This window comes from Shinella lacus, assembly GCF_010994755.1.
Classification (GTDB): domain Bacteria; phylum Pseudomonadota; class Alphaproteobacteria; order Rhizobiales; family Rhizobiaceae; genus Shinella; species Shinella lacus.
In genome coordinates, this window is the sequence record NZ_WHSB02000008.1 from 120,192 (window position 1) to 137,201 (window position 17,010).

18 protein-coding genes and 1 pseudogene are annotated in these 17,010 nt (G+C 65.1%); 8 read left to right on the plus strand and 11 right to left on the minus strand.

Annotated features, from left to right (window positions below):
- Nucleotides 1-30 precede the first annotated feature (30 nt).
- On the plus strand, nucleotides 31-1,200 hold the full coding sequence (locus GB927_RS21135) for a M20 aminoacylase family protein (RefSeq protein ID WP_256119191.1): 1,170 nt from the start codon (nucleotides 31-33) through the stop codon (nucleotides 1,198-1,200).
- A 44-nt stretch (nucleotides 1,201-1,244) separates the two neighbouring features.
- Here the strand turns inward: GB927_RS21135 and GB927_RS21140 are convergent.
- From GB927_RS21140 to GB927_RS21155, 4 genes and pseudogenes are all read right to left on the minus strand, one after another.
- Nucleotides 1,245-1,385, minus strand: a pseudogene (locus tag GB927_RS21140) (four-carbon acid sugar kinase family protein); the annotation flags it as partial.
- Between the two features lies 1 nt (nucleotide 1,386).
- The gene (gene denD, locus GB927_RS21145) at nucleotides 1,387-2,379 is read right to left on the minus strand and encodes a D-erythronate dehydrogenase (protein ID WP_256119192.1); all 993 of its coding nucleotides are present in this window, start codon (nucleotides 2,377-2,379) and stop codon (nucleotides 1,387-1,389) included.
- A gap of 11 nt (nucleotides 2,380-2,390) precedes the next feature.
- Nucleotides 2,391-3,122, minus strand: coding sequence for a FadR/GntR family transcriptional regulator (locus tag GB927_RS21150; RefSeq protein ID WP_256119193.1), 732 nt, complete (start codon nucleotides 3,120-3,122; stop codon nucleotides 2,391-2,393).
- 129 nt (nucleotides 3,123-3,251) lie between these two features.
- Nucleotides 3,252-4,124, minus strand: a complete 873-nt coding sequence (locus GB927_RS21155) for a lipid kinase (RefSeq protein ID WP_256119194.1) — start codon at nucleotides 4,122-4,124, stop codon at nucleotides 3,252-3,254.
- A 280-nt stretch (nucleotides 4,125-4,404) separates the two neighbouring features.
- Here GB927_RS21155 and GB927_RS21160 point away from each other — a divergent pair, with 280 nt between their 5' ends.
- The 4 genes from GB927_RS21160 to dhaL all read left to right on the plus strand — a co-directional run bounded on the left by GB927_RS21160 (nucleotide 4,405) and on the right by dhaL (nucleotide 9,718).
- Nucleotides 4,405-5,352, plus strand: a complete 948-nt coding sequence (locus GB927_RS21160) for a substrate-binding domain-containing protein (RefSeq protein WP_256119195.1) — start codon at nucleotides 4,405-4,407, stop codon at nucleotides 5,350-5,352.
- An 80-nt stretch (nucleotides 5,353-5,432) separates the two neighbouring features.
- Entirely contained in the window at nucleotides 5,433-6,932 is a 1,500-nt protein-coding gene (locus tag GB927_RS21165; protein ID WP_256119196.1) for a sugar ABC transporter ATP-binding protein, read from the plus strand.
- Nucleotides 6,922-7,914: an ABC transporter permease gene (locus tag GB927_RS21170; RefSeq protein WP_050745895.1), complete on the plus strand. Its 993-nt coding sequence runs from the start codon at nucleotides 6,922-6,924 to the stop codon at nucleotides 7,912-7,914. The genes GB927_RS21165 and GB927_RS21170 overlap by 11 nt, the downstream gene beginning before the upstream one ends.
- Nucleotides 7,915-7,951: 37 nt before the next feature.
- Nucleotides 7,952-9,718, plus strand: coding sequence for a dihydroxyacetone kinase subunit DhaL (dhaL, locus tag GB927_RS21175; protein ID WP_256119197.1), 1,767 nt, complete (start codon nucleotides 7,952-7,954; stop codon nucleotides 9,716-9,718).
- Between the two features lie 10 nt (nucleotides 9,719-9,728).
- On the opposite strand, the gene GB927_RS21180 is transcribed toward dhaL, so the two are convergent.
- Nucleotides 9,729-10,685 (minus strand): sugar-binding transcriptional regulator, encoded by a 957-nt coding sequence (locus GB927_RS21180; protein ID WP_256119198.1) that lies wholly within the window; start codon nucleotides 10,683-10,685, stop codon nucleotides 9,729-9,731.
- Between the two features lie 180 nt (nucleotides 10,686-10,865).
- Between GB927_RS21180 and GB927_RS21185 the strand changes: the two genes are divergently transcribed.
- Together GB927_RS21185 and GB927_RS21190 are read left to right on the plus strand one after the other, a co-directional pair.
- A complete protein-coding gene (locus tag GB927_RS21185) occupies nucleotides 10,866-11,279 on the plus strand; it encodes a SyrB-like regulator (protein ID WP_256119199.1) in 414 nt (137 codons plus the stop codon).
- A 141-nt stretch (nucleotides 11,280-11,420) separates the two neighbouring features.
- Nucleotides 11,421-11,927 carry a hypothetical protein gene (locus GB927_RS21190; protein ID WP_256119200.1) on the plus strand — a complete coding sequence of 169 codons (507 nt, stop codon included), beginning with the start codon at nucleotides 11,421-11,423 and terminating at the stop codon, nucleotides 11,925-11,927.
- Here the strand turns inward: GB927_RS21190 and GB927_RS21195 are convergent, their stop codons facing one another.
- The 3 genes from GB927_RS21195 to GB927_RS21205 all read right to left on the minus strand — a co-directional run bounded on the left by GB927_RS21195 (nucleotide 11,928) and on the right by GB927_RS21205 (nucleotide 13,533).
- Nucleotides 11,928-12,437, minus strand: coding sequence for a hypothetical protein (locus GB927_RS21195; protein ID WP_256119201.1), 510 nt, complete (start codon nucleotides 12,435-12,437; stop codon nucleotides 11,928-11,930).
- Nucleotides 12,438-12,540: 103 nt separating this feature from the next.
- Nucleotides 12,541-13,023, minus strand: a complete 483-nt coding sequence (locus GB927_RS21200) for a transposase (RefSeq protein WP_256119202.1) — start codon at nucleotides 13,021-13,023, stop codon at nucleotides 12,541-12,543.
- Nucleotides 13,024-13,134: 111 nt separating this feature from the next.
- Entirely contained in the window at nucleotides 13,135-13,533 is a 399-nt protein-coding gene (locus GB927_RS21205) for a hypothetical protein (protein WP_256119203.1), read from the minus strand.
- A 90-nt stretch (nucleotides 13,534-13,623) separates the two neighbouring features.
- Here GB927_RS21205 and GB927_RS21210 point away from each other — a divergent pair, with 90 nt between their 5' ends.
- Nucleotides 13,624-14,331 carry a glutathione S-transferase gene (locus tag GB927_RS21210; RefSeq protein WP_256119204.1) on the plus strand — a complete coding sequence of 236 codons (708 nt, stop codon included), beginning with the start codon at nucleotides 13,624-13,626 and terminating at the stop codon, nucleotides 14,329-14,331.
- 19 nt (nucleotides 14,332-14,350) lie between these two features.
- On the opposite strand, the gene GB927_RS21215 is transcribed toward GB927_RS21210, so the two are convergent.
- From GB927_RS21215 to GB927_RS21225, 3 genes are all read right to left on the minus strand, one after another.
- Complete coding sequence (locus tag GB927_RS21215; protein ID WP_256119205.1) at nucleotides 14,351-15,304, minus strand: pirin family protein; 954 nt, start codon at nucleotides 15,302-15,304, stop codon at nucleotides 14,351-14,353.
- Nucleotides 15,305-15,373: 69 nt separating this feature from the next.
- Complete coding sequence (locus GB927_RS21220) at nucleotides 15,374-15,985, minus strand: alpha/beta hydrolase (protein ID WP_256119206.1); 612 nt, start codon at nucleotides 15,983-15,985, stop codon at nucleotides 15,374-15,376.
- A gap of 63 nt (nucleotides 15,986-16,048) precedes the next feature.
- Complete coding sequence (locus tag GB927_RS21225) at nucleotides 16,049-16,981, minus strand: ring-cleaving dioxygenase (protein WP_256119207.1); 933 nt, start codon at nucleotides 16,979-16,981, stop codon at nucleotides 16,049-16,051.
- Nucleotides 16,982-17,010: the final 29 nt, after the last annotated feature.

Consider the following 17,010-nt stretch of genomic DNA (forward strand, 5'->3'; position numbering starts at 1 on the left):
CCGCAGTCAGCAAATCCGGAGATTACGCCCATGCCGCTCAACAAGGACATCGCCCCGATGCTCGAGGAAATCGTGGCGTGGCGGCATGATTTCCATAAGCATCCGGAATTGCAGTTCGAGGTGCACCGCACAGCCGGAATCGTCGCCGAGAAGCTTGCCGAATTCGGCTGCGACGCGGTGGTGACCGGCATCGGGCGCACGGGTGTCGTCGGTCTCATCCATGGCTCGGCCGGCGCCGGCGGACCCGTGATCGGCCTTCGGGCCGACATGGACGCGCTGCCGATCATGGAGGAGACCGGCTGCAGCTATGCCTCGCAGACCGCCGGCCTGATGCATGCCTGCGGCCATGACGGGCATACCGCGATGCTGCTCGGTGCCGTGAAATACCTCGCCGCGACACGGCGCTTTGCCGGAAGCGTCGCGGTGATCTTCCAACCGGCCGAGGAGGGTGGCGGCGGCGCCAACGAGATGGTGAAGGACGGCCTGCTGGAACGCTTCGCCATCACCCAGGTCTACGGCATGCACAACATGCCGGGCCTTGCCGCCGGCACGTTCGGCATGCGCACCGGCCCCATCATGGCCGCAGCCGACCGCTTCCGCATCGAGATCGACGGCCGCGGCGGCCATGCCGCCCGCCCGCACGATTGCATCGATCCCATTCTCGTGGGCGCGCAGATCGTCAGCGCCGCCCACTCGATCGTCGCGCGCAATGTCGATCCGCTGAACAGCGCCGTCCTCTCCTTCGGCGCCTTCAATGCGGGCTTCACGGACAATGTGATCCCGAACGTCGCGCTGCTGAAGGGCACGGTGCGCACGCTGAACGGGGCGGTGCAGGACCTGATGGAGCAGCGGCTCGGCGAGGTGGTGGACCTGACGGCCAGGACCTTCGGGGCCACCGCGCGGCTGCACTATCTGCGCGACTACCCGGTGACCGTGAATGCGGACGCCAATGTCGACATCGCCTTTGCCGCCGCCGCCGCGGTGGCGGGCGCCCAGAATGTCGATCGCGACGTGGCGCCGATGATGGGCAGCGAGGACTTCGCCTTCATGCTGCAAAAGCGCCCCGGCGCCTACATCTTCCTCGGCCAGGGCAAGACCGCCGGCCTCCACCACCCGAAATACGATTTCAACGACGACGTCATTCCGGCCGGCGTCAGCTACTGGATCGAACTGGCCTCATCGTCCGCGGGCGCGCGCTGAGGCCAGGCCTCCGGCGGAAGGTCGAGCTTGCAGATGCCTGCGAGGAGCCTTGCGACGGAGGCGTCGTCATCCGCCGCCTCATGGCCGATGCCGGAAAACTGCACGGTCGACATGCCGCCCTTTGCCAGCGTGTTGGCCAGGTCGCTCGCGCCGGTGAAATCGTCTGCAATGGCACCCAGCAGCATGTCAGGCGCGCTCCGGAGCCCGGTTTTCCAGTTCGTCCTCGATATGGACGCGGATGATCTCCTCGAAGGACGTCTCGGCTCGGAAGCCGAGGGTTTTGGCGCGGCTTGCGTCAAAGCTCTTCGGCCAGCCGGCGATGATGCCGGCGATCGTCTCGTCCGGTTCGCGGCGGATGAGCTTCGTGGCGCCATCGCCCGCAACGCGGCGAAGCGCCTCGATCTGGTCGCCGACGGTGGCGCAAAGGCCCGGCATGGTGATGGTGCGCAACTGGCCGAGCGATCCGGTATCGAGTTCGGCCGCATGCAGCAGGAAGCCGACGGCGGCGCGCGGGCTGGCGAACCAGTGGCGCACCGTCTCGCTGACGGGCAGGATAGCCGGCTCCCCGACCAGCGGCTCGCGCAGGATGGACGAGAAGAAGCCCGATGCCGCCTTGTTGGGCTTGCCCGGCCGGATCGAGATGGTCGGCAGGCGAATGCCGATGCCGTCGAAGAAGCCCTTCCGGGAATAGTCCGCCAGCAGAAGCTCGTCGATCGCCTTCTGGGTGCCGTAGCTCGTGAGCGGGGTGAGGCATTGCGTATCGCCGATCACCGCCGGCAGCGGCTCCCCGAACACCGCAATCGAGGAGGTGAACACGACTCGCGGCCTGTAGGGCCTTTCGAGGCCGGCGCGGCGGATGGCTTCGAACAGTGCATGGGTGCCGCCGAGATTGACGCGGTAGCCCTTCTCGAAATCCGCCTCGGCCTCGCCGGACACGATGGCGGCCAGGTGGAATATGATATCCGGCCGGGAGGCGATAAGGGCGGCCGCCGCACCGTCATGCGCGAGATCGGTCGCGACGGCCTCGACCTCTCCGTCGAAATCGGGCGTTTCCGGCGCCACGATATCGGCAAGGGTGAGGCGGCGTATCGGCCTGCCGGCCACCGTGCCGGTCCGCAGCAGCGCGTTCACCAGCTTGCGCCCGACCATGCCCGCCGCGCCGATTATCAGGATATGCATAGGCCAACTCCCTAGTTTGTGAGGCCGCGCTCGTCGACGGCGCGCGATGTGTCGCGAATGCGCAGGATATGCTCGGAAAAAGCCGCCGCCACGGCCTCCGGATTGCGCATCTTCAGCGCCCGCACGATGAAACGGTGGTCTTCCAGGCTCTTCTCGATCGCACCGGGCTCGCCCATCGCGATGCGCCGATGGTCGAGCATGTAGGTGTAGAGATCGACCACGAAATCGGCGAGCAGCCGGTTGGTCGAGGCATAGTAGATCGTCAGGTGGAATTCGCGGTCGCAGATCAGGAAGCGGACCGGGTCGTCGAGGGCCTGCTCCTGCGCGGCGATCGAATCCTCGAGGCGGCGGATATCGTCCGCGCTGAGATGGCGCGCGGCATCCGCCGCCACCGCGGTCTCGACGAGCAGCCGCGCCGCATGCACGGCCTCCAGGCTGTAGCCGTTGATGGAGGTGGGATCGGTGACCCCGATGCGCTGCGTGCGCACCGTCACGTCGACGCGGCAGACGCGCGTACGCGCGCCCTGCGAGACCTGCACGACGCCTTCGCCGGCAAGAAGCTGGATCGCGCCGCGAACGGTCTCCCGGCTGACGGCCAGCATGGTGGAAAGCTCGCGCTCGCTCGGAAGCTCGTCGTCCAGTTGCAGGATTCCCGACGCGATCATGGAGATGATCTTGTCGCGGATCATCTCCTTGGCGGTCTGCTTGTGGATCGTCTCGTTGAGGGGCGAGAGGCGCGGCATGGTTTGCTCTGACTGGACTGCTTTATAGACCAGTTAAGCCATCTGTTGCCATCTGTCACCTCCCTTGTGGAAAAAATGCGCAAGGACGGTGACGCCGAGTGGTCTATTTCCACGACCAGTTCAGGGGCGTCAGGGCACGAAGACGGAGACGGCCTTTTCGAGGATCGCGAAGGTGACGGGCGTCGTGGTCTTCAATTCGCCGTCCAGGTTGACGGCGCGCGGCTTGCTCGTGCGAATGGTCAGCGCCTTCGTCGAGAAGGCGCGCACATCGTCCCATTCGCCCTGCGTGCCGTTCCTGAGGCTCGGCAGCAGGCGCAATAGCCGCCACCAGTGATCGACCTCCAGGCTGTAGAAATCGAGCATGCCGTCGGTCGCCGTCGCGTCGGCATGCACGGTCATGCCGCCGCCGTAGAAGCGCCCGTTGCCGACGGAGACCTGCAGGGTTTTAAGCTCCTCCGCCTGGCCGTCATGTTCGAGCGTCGCGGTAAACAGGCGGGAGCTCGCCAGCAGGCGGGCGGCCACCAGGCCATAACCCAGCTTGCCCCAGCGCTTCTTCGCCTTCTCGGTGAGCGACATGGCGAGATCGGCGCTGAAGCCGATGCTGGCGACGTTGAAGAACGGGTGCTGGTTGGCCTGGCCGAGATCCACCTTCGTGGTGTTTCCCTTCGCGATGACGCCGATGGCGGACGGCAGGTCCAGCGGTATGCCCACCGTCTTCGCAAAATCATTGGCCGTGCCAAGCGGCAGCACGCCGAGCGGCAGCCCGGTATCGAGCAATCCCGGCGCCGCACCATTGAGGCTGCCATCGCCGCCCCCGACGATCGCCATATCGACGCGCGCGGCGTGTTCGCGAATGGCATCCGCCGCCGAGACATCCGCCGTCGGCGGCAGTTCGACATAGTCGATCTGCGCACGGCTCAGCAGGTCACGGACTTGAGGAAGGCTTTCTCTGCCACGGCGCGAATTCGGATTGACCAAAAGCAATGCGGTCTTCGGTGTCATGCGGTCGTTGTCTTTCGATGGCTCAGCCCGCCCAGATATGTGCAGTGCGACATCCGCATTCAACGATGCGTCCCCGGTATTTGCATCCTGCGATTTGACGAGCAGCGCGCCGGGGCTTTGCGTCAGACAATCACGCTCGTCATTTTACTGTTGTAAAAATAAAAATACATCTGTATCAAATTCGCCGTGGGCTTTGGGTTTTGGGAGAGAGCCCCCATGCAAAGCCCCTGTTCCATCATTCAGGCGGGAGGGATTTTCGCCTGCTCCAAGGGAGGTCATCATGAAGAAACTTGCCACGCTCCTGGCATGCGCCGCCGCGCTTGCCCTGCCGCTTTCCGTTTCGGCCCAGGACGCCGAGGGAACGACCAAGAAGGACAGCTACCGCTTCGTCGTCGTGCCGAAGGTCGTTCATCCGTGGTTCGACAAGGTGAACGAGGGCGCGCAGGCCGCCGCGGCCGCGATCAAGGCGCAGACCGGTTCCAACGTCGAGGTCATCTACTCGGCGCCGCAGTCCGCTGACGTCGTGCAGCAGAACCAGATCATCGACAGCGCGCTTGCGACCCAGCCCGATGGCCTGGCGCTCGACCTGCTCGATCCGTCCGGCAACCGCGCTTCGCTCGAAGAAGCGCAGAACCAGAAGATCCCGCTGGTGATCTTCGATTCGATCCCGCCGGAAGGCATGGCCATCCCCTATATCGGCTCCGATTTCTGCGAGCAGGCCAAGATCGCGGCCCGCCGCCTTGTCGAGGTTCTCGGCGGTGAAGGCGAAGTCGCCATCATGCAGGGCGTGCCGACCGCGCCGAACCACTCGATCCGCGCCGAATGCCACCGTCAGGTCTTCGCAGAACATCCGGGCATCAAGGTCGTTGCCGAAGGCATCGACAATGACAGCATCGAGACGGCGCAGCAGCAGGCGGCCGCCATCATGCAGGCGAACCCGAACCTCAAGGGCTGGGTCGCATCCGACGCCGCCGGCCCGATCGGCATCGGCCAGGCGATCGTCGAAGCCGGCAAGCAGGGCCAGGTCACGCTCGTCGGTCTCGACAACCTGCCGGAAATGCTCGACATGATCCGCGACGGCGTGGCCGACAGCTCGTCCGCCTCGCAGCCGGAACTCCAGGGCTACTGGTCGGTCATGCTGCTCTGGGCGCAGGCGACGGGCGCCAAGGTGCCGGGTTACCTCGACACCGGCAACGCCTTCCTTACCAAGGAAAATGTGGGCGGCTGATCCGGCACGACCGGACTGACGCGAGGCGCGGGGCACTCCCTCCGCGCCTTTTCCATCTCATTCCTGTACGCAGGTGCCCCATGGCTTATCTCGAAACCCGCGGCCTTGGCCGGGACTTTCCCGGCGTGACCGCCCTCGACGGGGTCGATCTGACGATCGAACTCGGCCGCACGCACATTCTCGCCGGCGAGAACGGTGCGGGCAAATCCACCCTCGTGAAGATCCTGACCGGCACAGACCGGCCGTCCCGCGGCCAGGTGCTGATCGATGGCCGCGATCCGGCAGAGGATGCGAGCCTCTACAAGAACGTCGCCTATGTGCCGCAGGAGCTCAATCTCTTCCCGCAGATGAGCGTTGCGGAAAACCTCTTCATGCCGTTCGACAGGACGGGGCATGGCGGCCTCTTGGTCAATCGCAATGCGCTCGTCGAGGAAGCCAGGACCTATCTGGAACGCTTCGGCATCGAGGCCGATCCGCGCGACCTGGTCGCCAACATTTCCGTCTCCGACCAGCAGCTCTTGCAGATCGCCCGCGCCTGCACCAATGCCGCCATGAAGGTGCTTATCCTCGACGAGCCGACGTCGTCGCTAACGCGCGTCGAGGTGGACCGCGTCTTCAAGGTCATCCGCGGCCTGCTCGATCGCGACCACGCCATCGTCTTCATCAGCCACAAGATGGACGAGGTCTTCGCCATCGGCGACGACTACACGGTGCTGCGCAACGGCGAGAAGATCGAAAGCGGCCGGATCGCCGACATTGCCGAGGCGGACCTGATCCGCGCCATGTCCGGCCGGGACCTTTCCTTCGACGAACATTTCCGCCCGAAAGGGCCGGTCACCGACACGATCATGCAGGTGCGCGGCCTTTCCGGCGCACGCTTCCACGATGTCGATTTCGAATTGCGGCGCGGCGAGATCCTCGGCTTTGCCGGGCTTGTCGGCGCCGGCCGTTCGGAGGTCATGCAGACCATCTTCGGCTTCCTGAAGGCCAAGGCCGGCAGCGTGACGGTCGACGGCAAGCCGTGGACGCTCAACGACACATCCGCCTCGGTCGACGGCGGCATGCTGTACCTCTCGGAAGAGCGCAAGCACCACGGCATCTTCCCACTGCTGTCGCTGCGCGAAAACATCGGCATCTCCATCCTCTCGCTGACGAAAGGTGCCTTCGGCATCAGCGGCGGGCGCGAGCGCGAGGCGGTGCAGAAGATCATCGACGACTACGGCATCCGCACATCAGGCATGGGCAAGCGCATCTCGCAGCTTTCCGGCGGCAACCAGCAGAAGGCCATCATCGGCCGGGCGATGGCGACGCGGCCGCGCGTGCTGATCTTCGACGAGCCTACCAAGGGCATCGATATCCGCACCAAGACCGAGATTTACAGGATCATGAAGGGTCTGGCGGAGGAGGGCGTCGGCGTCATCCTCGTCTCATCCGAACTCGACGAACTCAAGAAATGCGCAAGCCGCATCGTGACCATGCATCACGGCCGCATCACCGGCGAGTTCGACACCACCAACACCAGCAACGAAACCCTCGTAGGCGCCATCTTCGGCACGGAGGCGAAAGCCCATGCAAACTAGTTCCACGCAAACCAGGCCCATACAGGCCAGGCCCTGGGCGATCCTGTCGCGCAGCCCGCTTGCCGGCGTCTTCGTCGCGCTCGCCGTGATCTTCACGCTCTCCGCGCTGATCTCGCCCTATTTCCTCACGCCCTACAATCTGTCGGTCATCGCGCGCGGGCTCGCCTTCGTCGGCCTGATCACCATTGCGCAATCCATGCTGATGGTGCTGGGCGAACTCGACCTGTCGCTCGGCGTGGTCGGCGGGCTCTGCGGCGTCATCTCCGGCATCCTCATGGTGCGGCTCGGCTTCGAGCCCTATTCGGCGATGCTGCTGGCGATCCTTCTCGGCGCCTGCCTCGGCCTCATCAACGGCCTGCTGGTGACGGTGCTGCGGCTGCATTCGCTGGTGCTCACCATCGGCACGGCCGGCATTTTCGGCGGCGCCAATCTGGTGCTGACCCGCGGCGTCGCGATCACCGGCATTCCAAAGGACGTGCACTATCTCGGCCGCGGCGACCTTCTCGGCGTTCCCGTGCCCTTCATCATCATGCTCGTGGCTTTGGCTGTCGCGACCTTCGTCATGCTGAAGACGCCCTTCGGCCGCTACATGTATGCGATCGGCAACAACCAGGCCGGCGCCCGCATGCTCGGCATCAAGGTCGACAAGGTGCGCCTTCTCGTCTTCACCGCCGCCGGGGCCATTGCCGCCCTTGCGGGCGTGCTGATGGTCGCGCGCCTCGGCACTGCCCAGCCATCGATCGGCGAGACCTGGGTCCTGGCGCCGATCGCCGCCTCCGTCATCGGCGGCGTCGCCACCACCGGCGGCATCGGCAGCCCGATCGGGGCGATCTTCGGAGCGGGCATCATCGCCATCATCGAGAACATCATCGTGCTCTTCGGCGTCTCGCCCTATTGGCAGGGCATCGTCTCGGGTGCGATCGTCGTGCTCGCCATTTCCTTCGACGCCGTTTCCCGCCGCTATCTCCGCCGTGACGCTTGAAGCCGACGGCCGCATCGATCTGACGAAAGAAAGCAGAATGAACCAGGAAGTCAAAACGAAGAAGCTGATCAACGCGCCGGAAAACATCATCGCGGAGATGATCGAAGGCATGGTCGGCGCGCATCCGGACATGTTGCGCGTCGAGGGTGCGACGGGGCGGGCGGTCGTCGCCGTCGATGGCCCGCGCGATGGCAAGGTGGGCATCGTCGTGGGCGGCGGCTCGGGCCATGAGCCGGCCTTTGCCGGCTATGTCGGGCGCGGCCTTGCCGATGCCGCCGCCGTCGGCAACATCTTCGCGTCTCCCTCGCCGTCGCACATCGTCGAGGCGGCGCGCGCCGTCGACGGCGGCGTCGGCGTCGTCATGCTCTACGGCAACTATACGGGCGACGTGCTGAACTTCACTATGGCGGCCGAGGAGCTGGAACAGGCCGGCATCGCCGTGCGCCATGTCGCGGTCGCCGACGATGTCGCCTCCGCCCCGATCGAGCGCAAATCCGAGCGCCGCGGCATTGCCGGCGATTTCTTCGTCTTCAAGGTGGCCGGTGCCGCCGCCGATCTCGGCGAGCCGCTGGCGCGCGTCGAGGCGCTGGCGCAGGCCGCCAATGACGCGACCCGCTCGATGGGCGTGGCGCTCAGCCCCTGCTCGCTGCCGCAGACCGGCAAGCCGAATTTCACCATCGGCGACGATGAGATGGAAATCGGCATGGGCCTGCATGGCGAGCCCGGCATCCGTCGCCAGAAACTCGCGCCGGTGGACGAGGTGAGCGACGAACTCGTGGAGGCGGTTCTGAAAGAGCTTGACCTCAAGGCGGGCGAGCGCGTCGCCGTTCTCGTCAACGGCCTCGGTGCCACGTCGCAGATCGAGCTCTACCTCATCTTCCGCCGCGTCAAGCAGCGGCTCGATGCCCTTGGCATCGAGATCCACGCCTCCTGGGTCGGCGAATATGCCACGTCGCTGGAAATGGCCGGCGCCTCGGTGACGCTGATGAAGCTGGACGATACATTGCAGGCGCTGCTCGACCATCCCTGCCGCACGCCGGCCCTCGTCGTCGGCGCCTTCGAGAAGACCGACGACATCGCGATCCGCAGCCGCAAGGCGGTGAAGCTTGCCGAAAGCGGCGCCGCCCTGCAGGAAAAGCCCCGCGAGCTGCTGACCGAGGGCGACGTCACGCCGGCGATCTTCAAGACGATGATGCATGCCGTCGGCGACGAGATCATCGCAGAGAAGAACTGGCTTTCCGAACTCGACGGCGTGATCGGCGACGGCGACCATGGCGTGACGATGGAAATCGGCTGGAAGGCCGTGCAGCGCGCGCTGGAAGATACGCAGGACGACGAGACGATCGAAGGCATCTGCAAGCGCATGGCCAAGGCCTTCCTCGATGCCGTCGGCGCCTCCTCCGGCCCGCTCTACGCCACCGCGTTCCTGCGCGCCGGCACGGCCGTCAGCCACCGCCTCAACCTCGACGGCGCGGGCATGGCCGAATGGCTGAGTGCCGCCTGCCAGGGCATTCGCGACCGCGGCCGCGCCGAACAGGGCGACAAGACGATGATCGACGCCTGGGTGCCGGCGGTCGAGGCGGGCTTTCGTGTTGCCAAGGATGGCGGTTCCACGCTGGACGTGCTGGTTGCCGCGCGCGATGGCGGCGAGGCCGGCATGAAGGCGACGGCAGCGCTCGAATCCCGGCGCGGCCGCTCGGCGAAACTCGGCGAACGCTCCGTCGGCCATATCGACCCCGGTGCGGCCTCGACCTATGTGACGCTACGCGCCATGGCGGACGCGCTCCAGAAGGCGCTCGCCTGATCCAGGACAGTCAACGCGGGCCTTGCAGCAAGGCCCGCGCGACACCCTCATTGGTGACGAGCCGGTTGACATAACCGGCGCGCAGGATCGCCCGGATGATCGGAATCTTGCGGATACCGCCGGACACCAGCACGGAAATCGGCTTGAGCTTCAGCTTGTCCGGCGGCAGCGCGATGATCGAGTCGTTGAGGAAATGATCGATCGCCTGGCCGCGCGCATCGAGAAACCACCCCATGAACTCGCCGACGGCGCCGCGCTTCAGCACCGTATCGAGATTGTCTTTCACCACACGGATCTGGGTCAGCGACGTATCCTGCGCCAAGGCCCCGCAGGAGACGATGCCGATATCGGCAATCTCGGTGCGCGCCAGCACGTCCGTCAATTCGTCGTTGAGCAGCAGCGCATTGCGGCTTTCGGGATTGGCGCAGTAGATCGGCGCCGTCAGGTAGTGACATTCGACGCCGAGCGCGCGGGCAAAGGCCGTCGCGACCTCGAACGTGTTGGTGGCCGAGCCGCTGGTGACCCCGCCGGTGAGCCCCACGACCCAGCTTTCGGATTTCGGCCGGGCGCGCAGGCTGCGCACGGCAAAGCTCAGCGTGCGCCCGGAGCCGATGCCGACGCCCATGTCGCGCCCCTCGATCAGTTCGCTCGCCAGCGAACCGGCCGCCTCGCCGATGACGCGCTTCTGCTCCAGATAATCGTCGAGATCCGGCACCACCAGCGCATCGACCAGGCCGTAGCGGGCGGAGACCTTTTCGGCAAGCTCGATACAGTCTGTCAAAGGCAGGCTGACATTGACCTGCACGCTGCCGGATTCCCGCACCTGGCCGATGATTTTGTTGACCTTCAGCCGCGTGATGTTCATGCGCTGGGCGATTTCCTGCTGGGTCTGCCCGCCGATGAAATAGAGCCAGGCGACGCGCGCGCGCTCCAGTTCCTCATCGAAATGTCCCCAGTCTTCGCCCACGCGCTGCACTCTCCCCAAATCGTTTCTTTCGATACGCCAACTGGTGGGCCATGGGCAACCGCGGATTGATTGGCGCTGAAGCGTGATATGTTCCGGCGAAGCGGGTTAATGACGCCCTGGATATTGACTCCCTCTGCAACGCGCCCGAAACATTACTTTAGCGATCATGGGAGGCGAACGATGGCTGACGAGCAGACCCCAGGCACCAATTCCGACGTTGCAGCGGCGATTGCCGGCGTGACCCCGCCGGCGGTCAAGAAGCAGCGCGCCCCGAGAGTGAAGAAGATGGCCGCGGAAGCCAAGGCAAAATCGTCGCCCTCCCAGCCGGCAAAGGTCTCCGATGCCCGCAAGAAGCGCACCGGCAATGGCGCCGAGGTGGCGCCCGCGGCCGAGCCCGTTGCCGCCAAGCGCCAGCGCAGCAATGCCGCCGCGAAAAAGCAGGCTGCCGTTGCCGTCAGCGCGCCTGCTTCGGCCGGTGACGAGATGGCCGAGCTTCTTCAGCTGGAAGAAGAGAACAAGCGGCTTCGCAAGATCTTGGCTGAAAAGCTTCGCGCAGAAAACGCCGACCTGCGAAAGAAGCTTGGTCTCGCCTGATCGGCGGGCACATTCGGGCCGTCAGACACGATCGGCCCTAGCCATGACATCGTCGGTAGCGAAAATGCGCTGAGGCTCACGTCCCGAGTCGGATTGGCGCGTCATGTCCGTCGTGACGCGAATGCTCGAGGTTGAAGCACGATGAAATCACCATGGAAGTTTATCGGGAACCTGATCTCGCGGGGCCGGCCGGCAGGCGCGGACAATGGCCAGGATGCGGAGCATGCCGAAGCACAGGCGCGCGCCGAGCCGGCGCAGGAAGACACGCTTCCCGTAACAGAGGTGCCGCCTGAGCCGCCCGCCGAGGATGTTTCCCCGATCCGTAAACCGGCCGAGGACGAGGCGAGGGCACCTGAGCGGTCTGCCCGCGCTCGTTCCAAGGCACGCACGGCGCCGAAACGGCACGAGGCCGTTAAAGAGGTTGCAACGCGCAGGAAGCGGGTTGGCCGGGCGAAGAAGGCTTCGATCGATACGGTAGACGCGCCCGACAACCAGGCAACAAGTGCCCCAAGCACGCAGGACCACTTCCAGACCGAGGTGGAAAATGTGGATGCGGATATCCAGCGGCTGAGGCGCCAGCTGGCGGATGTGCTAGTTTTACAGAATGCTCAGCTCAAGAAGATGCTGGAGCGATTTGGCGTTTCGTGATCACGCGGCAGTCTGGCGGATGCCCACCCGTTCGAGCATCTCGACAAGCTGCTTGCGCTCCGCTTCGAGCCGTTTGCGCAATTCTGCCCTGAGCGTCCGATTGGCGTCTTCAAGCTCGATCAAAGCGTCATAGGTCGGGACAGCCGCTACCACCGGTTCCACCGCGGATGTCGCCGTCGGCGTCGCGCTTGAGGGTTTCGCTACGCTACGCTTGCGGGCCGGCTGCCGCTTTGCGACCTTTGGCAGAGCCGCTTCGACGGGCTCGGGCGTCGGGATGATCTCAGGCGCCTCGATGGGTGCAGGTGCTTCCGCGACCTCTTCGACCAAGGCCGGTTCAGCAGCCGGCGGTTCTGCCGCGATCGGCTGCTCCAAGAAAACACCCGGTGCCTCGATCTCGGCCTCGCGGGCAAGGGCCTTGAAGTCCGTGTCACCCCAGATAGACGATGCCTGGGCTTTTGACTGCCGGCGGCTGTTCTTTTTCACGACGACAAAGCTGCGCTGCGATTTCATGCGCGGGTAGACCTTTGGCTCAAAGTTTTGCCTCGCAGGTAACGAGGCTCGGCGTCGCATACATTAGTTGCGGCTACGATACAATCGATCGAAGGAATGGGGTTCAGGCCAGGCCGAGCTTCTTGCGCAACTCGCTGTTTTCGGTGCGCAGTTTTTCGGCCAGCAGGCCACGAAGGCGGATGTTTTCCGCTTCGAGCGCCAGCAGGTCCGCGAGGCCATCGTCCTGGGATGCGGTTGCGGCAGGTTTCGCGTCCGCCGTCGGCACAGCCCGCTTCCACTGGTAAAAAGTCTGGTCCGAAATGCCGGCGTCTGCGGCAGCCGCCTTCAACGTCGATCCCTCGCTCAGGCGGCGCTCGATTTGAGCGAGCTTTTCTGCCTTCTCGCTTTCGGAGTGCCGGCGCGACTTGGAGGGCGAGACAGCAGGCGTCACGACCGGAGCTGCCGCTTCCTTGCGCTTTGCCGGAGGCCGACGCTTCTTTGTCTCGGCAGGGACTGCGGCCGGGGTGGCCTCAACCGCTTGAGTGCTCGCATCGAGATTTGGTTCGTCTGCCATCGTAAACTCCAACTGAACAAGGGCTTTTGTCATCTGTGCAGCCACGGGAGTCAAGCCAAAGGAAATGTAAGGGCGACAGGCCCGATAAGTTCCATAACAAGTCCTATGTGACTTTAGCGAATGGGCTGTCCGCGTTTGCGCCTTTCAAGGCGCCACCTGCTCCTGGCCGGCGGCGGACATGGCGGTGAGGAGTGCAGCGGCCTGGGGCAGCAGGTGGGGATGCCGGTCGAAGCGGAAGAGGGTTTGTTGTGGGAGCCGGAGGGCCTCGGCGCCGGCTTCGGTGAGGTGGAGCGCGATGCCTTCGGGTGTGGCAGCGAGCGCGATGAGATCGCGGCTGTCGCAGGCGAGATCCTGGTCGGTGCGCGCGATATAAAGGAGGTCCTCGATCAGGGGCGGGATTTGGCCGCTGCGGGTGCGGCCACAGGCGAAATGCAGGATGTCGAGCGGGTTTTCGGGCGAGATGAAGCCGAGCGAGAGGACCAACAGGTCGTGCTGTTCGGTGAAGACCTCTTCGACCTCAAAGGTGCCGGATGATTGCGCCATGGGGGCATCATGACCGGCGCCGGCAATGGCTTCAAGGCCATGCCCTCGCCTTTTGCGGAACCCGGGCGGGGCTGATAGCATTTGGCCGGCATGACCTATGAACTCTACTATTGGAGCGGCATTCAGGGCCGCGGGGAATATGTGCGGCTGGCGCTGGAGGCGGCGGGCGCGCCCTATCGCGATGTCGCGCGCGAGGATGGCGACCGGGTGCTCTCTGCTTTTGGAAAGGGGATCGAGACACCCTCCTTCGCGCCGCCGTTCCTGAAGGATGGGGCGGTGGTCGTCGGCCAAGTGGCGGCGATCCTGCTCTATCTCGGCGACCGGCTGGAGCTCGCGCCGAAGGACGAGCGGCTGCGGCTGTGGACGCACCAGATCCAGCTCACCATCGCCGATTTCGTCGTGGAGGGGCACGACGTGCACCACCCGATCGGCGCCGGGCAATATTACGAGGACCAGAAGCCGGAGGCGCTGCGCCGGGCGGAGGAATTCCGTAACGAGCGCGTGCCAAAATTCCTCGATTGGTTCGAGACCATCCTGGAGCGCAACCCCGCCGGCCCCGACCACCTCGTCGGCGATCGGCTGACTTATGCCGATCTCTCGCTTTTCCAGGTGATGAGCGGGCTTTCCTATGCCTTCCCGCGGTTGATGGAGCGGCTTTACGGCGACTATCCGAAGATAGCCGCCGTCTCGGCCGCCGTGGCGAAACATCCCCCCATCGCCGCCTATCTGAAAAGCGACCGACGGCTCGCGCCGAACGAGGAAGACATCTTCCGCCATTATCCGGAACTCGACCCGTAATCTCGGCCGCCAAACGGTTTCAGTGGCCGGTGGGCAGGGTCTCCGGGAAGGGGATGAACTCGGCCTTGTCGTCCGGCGGCAGGCGGAAGCGGCCGTGTTCGAAATCGCCCTTGCTCCAGGCTTCCCGCGCGGCTTCCAGCTTCTCCTTCGAGGAGGCGACGAAGTTCCAGGCGATGTAGCGCGGGCCGTTCATCGTTTCGCCGCCGAGCAGCATCAGGCGGGCACCCGCCTCGCCTGCCGTGACGGTGATGGGATCGCCGGGGCGAAACACCATCATCCGGCCGGCGAGAAATTCCTGGCCGGCGATCAGCACGGAGCCCTGCGTGACGTAGAGGCCGCGGTCCTCGTGGTTGTCGGGCAGCGGCAGCTTGGCGCCGGCTTCCAGCACGGCATCGGCATAGAACATTTCGGAGAAGGTTTTCACAGGCGCGCGCTCGCCCCAGGCATTGCCGAGGATGAGACGCACTTCCTTGCCCTCGCCGGTCAGGAACGGCAGGGCGTCGGCGCCCTGGTGTTCGAAGCTTGCGGGCTTGTCCTCGTCGGCTTCCGGCAGCGCGACCCAGGTCTGGATGCCGAACAGCGAATGGCGTTTTGCGCGGGTCTCGGGGCTGGTGCGCTCGGAATGGGTGACGCCGTTCCCGGCGACCATCCAGTTCACCTCGCCCGGATAGATCATCTGGTTGGTGCCGAGGCTGTCGCGGTGCTGGAACTCGCCCTGGTAGAGATAGGTGACGGTGGCAAGGCCGATATGGGGATGCGGGCGCACGTCGATGCCGCCATCGTGCAGGAATTCGGCCGGTCCCATCTGGTCGAAGAAGATGAAGGGGCCGACCATCTGGCGCTCCGGCGCCGGCAGCGCGCGGCGCACCTCGAAGCCGCCGAGATCGCGGGCGCGGGGCACGATCAGCATCTCGATGTCGTCGACCGTGCCGGCCTCGGGACATTGCGGTTCAATACCGGGCATCCAGCTCATGGTTTTTTCTCCTCGTTGGATTGTCTTGAAGGCCGGCTCCGGGGCGGGAGCCGGCCGCTTTCGTCCACCTTATCCCTGATCGGCAAGGAAGGCAGCAATGGCGTCGATTTCCGGCTGGCGCACCTCGTGGCCGCCATCGTGCAGCGCGAGATCGACCGAAGCGCCCTCGCCTTCCAGATAGGCGGCGAGCTTCTCCGTCAGGGGCAGCGGGCAGATCGGATCGCGCCTGCCGGCGGTGATCAGGATCTTTCGCCCGGCAAGCGCTGCGTTCGGCGCCGGCGTCCAGGGGATCAGCGGATGCATCAGCACCGCCCGGTCGAACAGGTCCGGCGCCTCGAAAAGCACCGCGGCGAGGATGTTTGCGCCGTTGGAATAACCGAGGCCGTAGATCGGCGTCCCGGGGTTTTCCGTCTTATGCGCGCGGATGAAGTCCGCCATCTTCTTCGTGCGCAGTGCGAGGTCCGCCATGTCGTAGACCCCTTCCCCGGTGCGGCGGAAGAAGCGGTTTGCGCCATGTTCGGAAACGTCGCCGCGCGGCGAGACGATGCCGGCGGCGGGCAGGATCTGCTGCACGAGGCCGGTGAACTGGTGTTCGTCGCCGCCGGTGCCGTGGAAGGTGAAGACCAGCGGCGCGCCGGCTTCCGGCGTCCTGGCGAAATGATGGTAGGCGTCACGGGACATGTGGGTCTCCCTGAAACAATGAGGAGGCCGCCGGCTGGGTGGCGCCGGCGGCGGGATCGCAAATCAGTCGACGATCGGCGGCAGGATCTCTTCGATCTGCGCGCGCAGATGGTCGTGCTGGCGCGGCAGCTTCAGCGCCTGGCCGAGATGGGCGGTGTCTTCGTCGCGGTTGAAGCCCGGCTCGTTGGTCGCCACTTCGAACAGCACGCCACCCGGCGTGCGGAAGTAGATGGCCCAGAAATAGTCGCGGTCGATCACCGGGGTGACGTGGTAGCCGGTATCCATCAGCGCCTTGCGCACCTCCTCCTGTGCCGCGCGGTTTTCCACCGCGAAGGCGACGTGGTGCACGGAGCCGGCACCCTGGCGGGCGGACGGCGCGCCGGGCAGCACTTCGAGATCGATGACATCGGCGCCGTTGCCGTCCTTGACGGCATAGCGGGTCAGCGCGCCGCGGCGGTCGATTTCCTCATAGCCCATATATTTCAAGAGTTCGCCGGTGGCGCCGCCATCGCGCAGCCGCATGGTCACGCCGTGGAAACCGTGCACGCCGTCATCGGCCGGAACCGTGCCGCCCACGAAGGGCTTGCGCTTGTCGCCATCGACCTCGGTCAGCGCGAAGCCGTCGCCATCGGGGCCGAAGAAGCGCAGGCGCTTCTCGCCGAAGGCTTCGTCTTCCGCAAGACCGGTCAGGCCGGTGCCGGAAAAGCGCTCCTTCCAGTAGCCGAGCGAGCCCTTCGGCACGGAAAACACCGTCTCGGAGACTTCACCGGCGCCACGGTTGCCCTTGGCGATGTGCGGGAAGGGGAAATAGGTCATGACCGTGCCGGCCGAGCCGGTCTCGTCGCCGTAATAGAGATGGTAGACGTCGGGGGCATCGAAGTTGACGGTCTTCTTGACGCGGCGCAGGCCGAGCGTCTTGGTGAAAAAATCGTTGTTTTCCTGCGCGTCGGCCGCCATCGAGGTGACGTGGTGCAGGCCTTTGATCTGGGTAAGCATGGATTTGTCCTCGCTCTCGGTTCATTCGT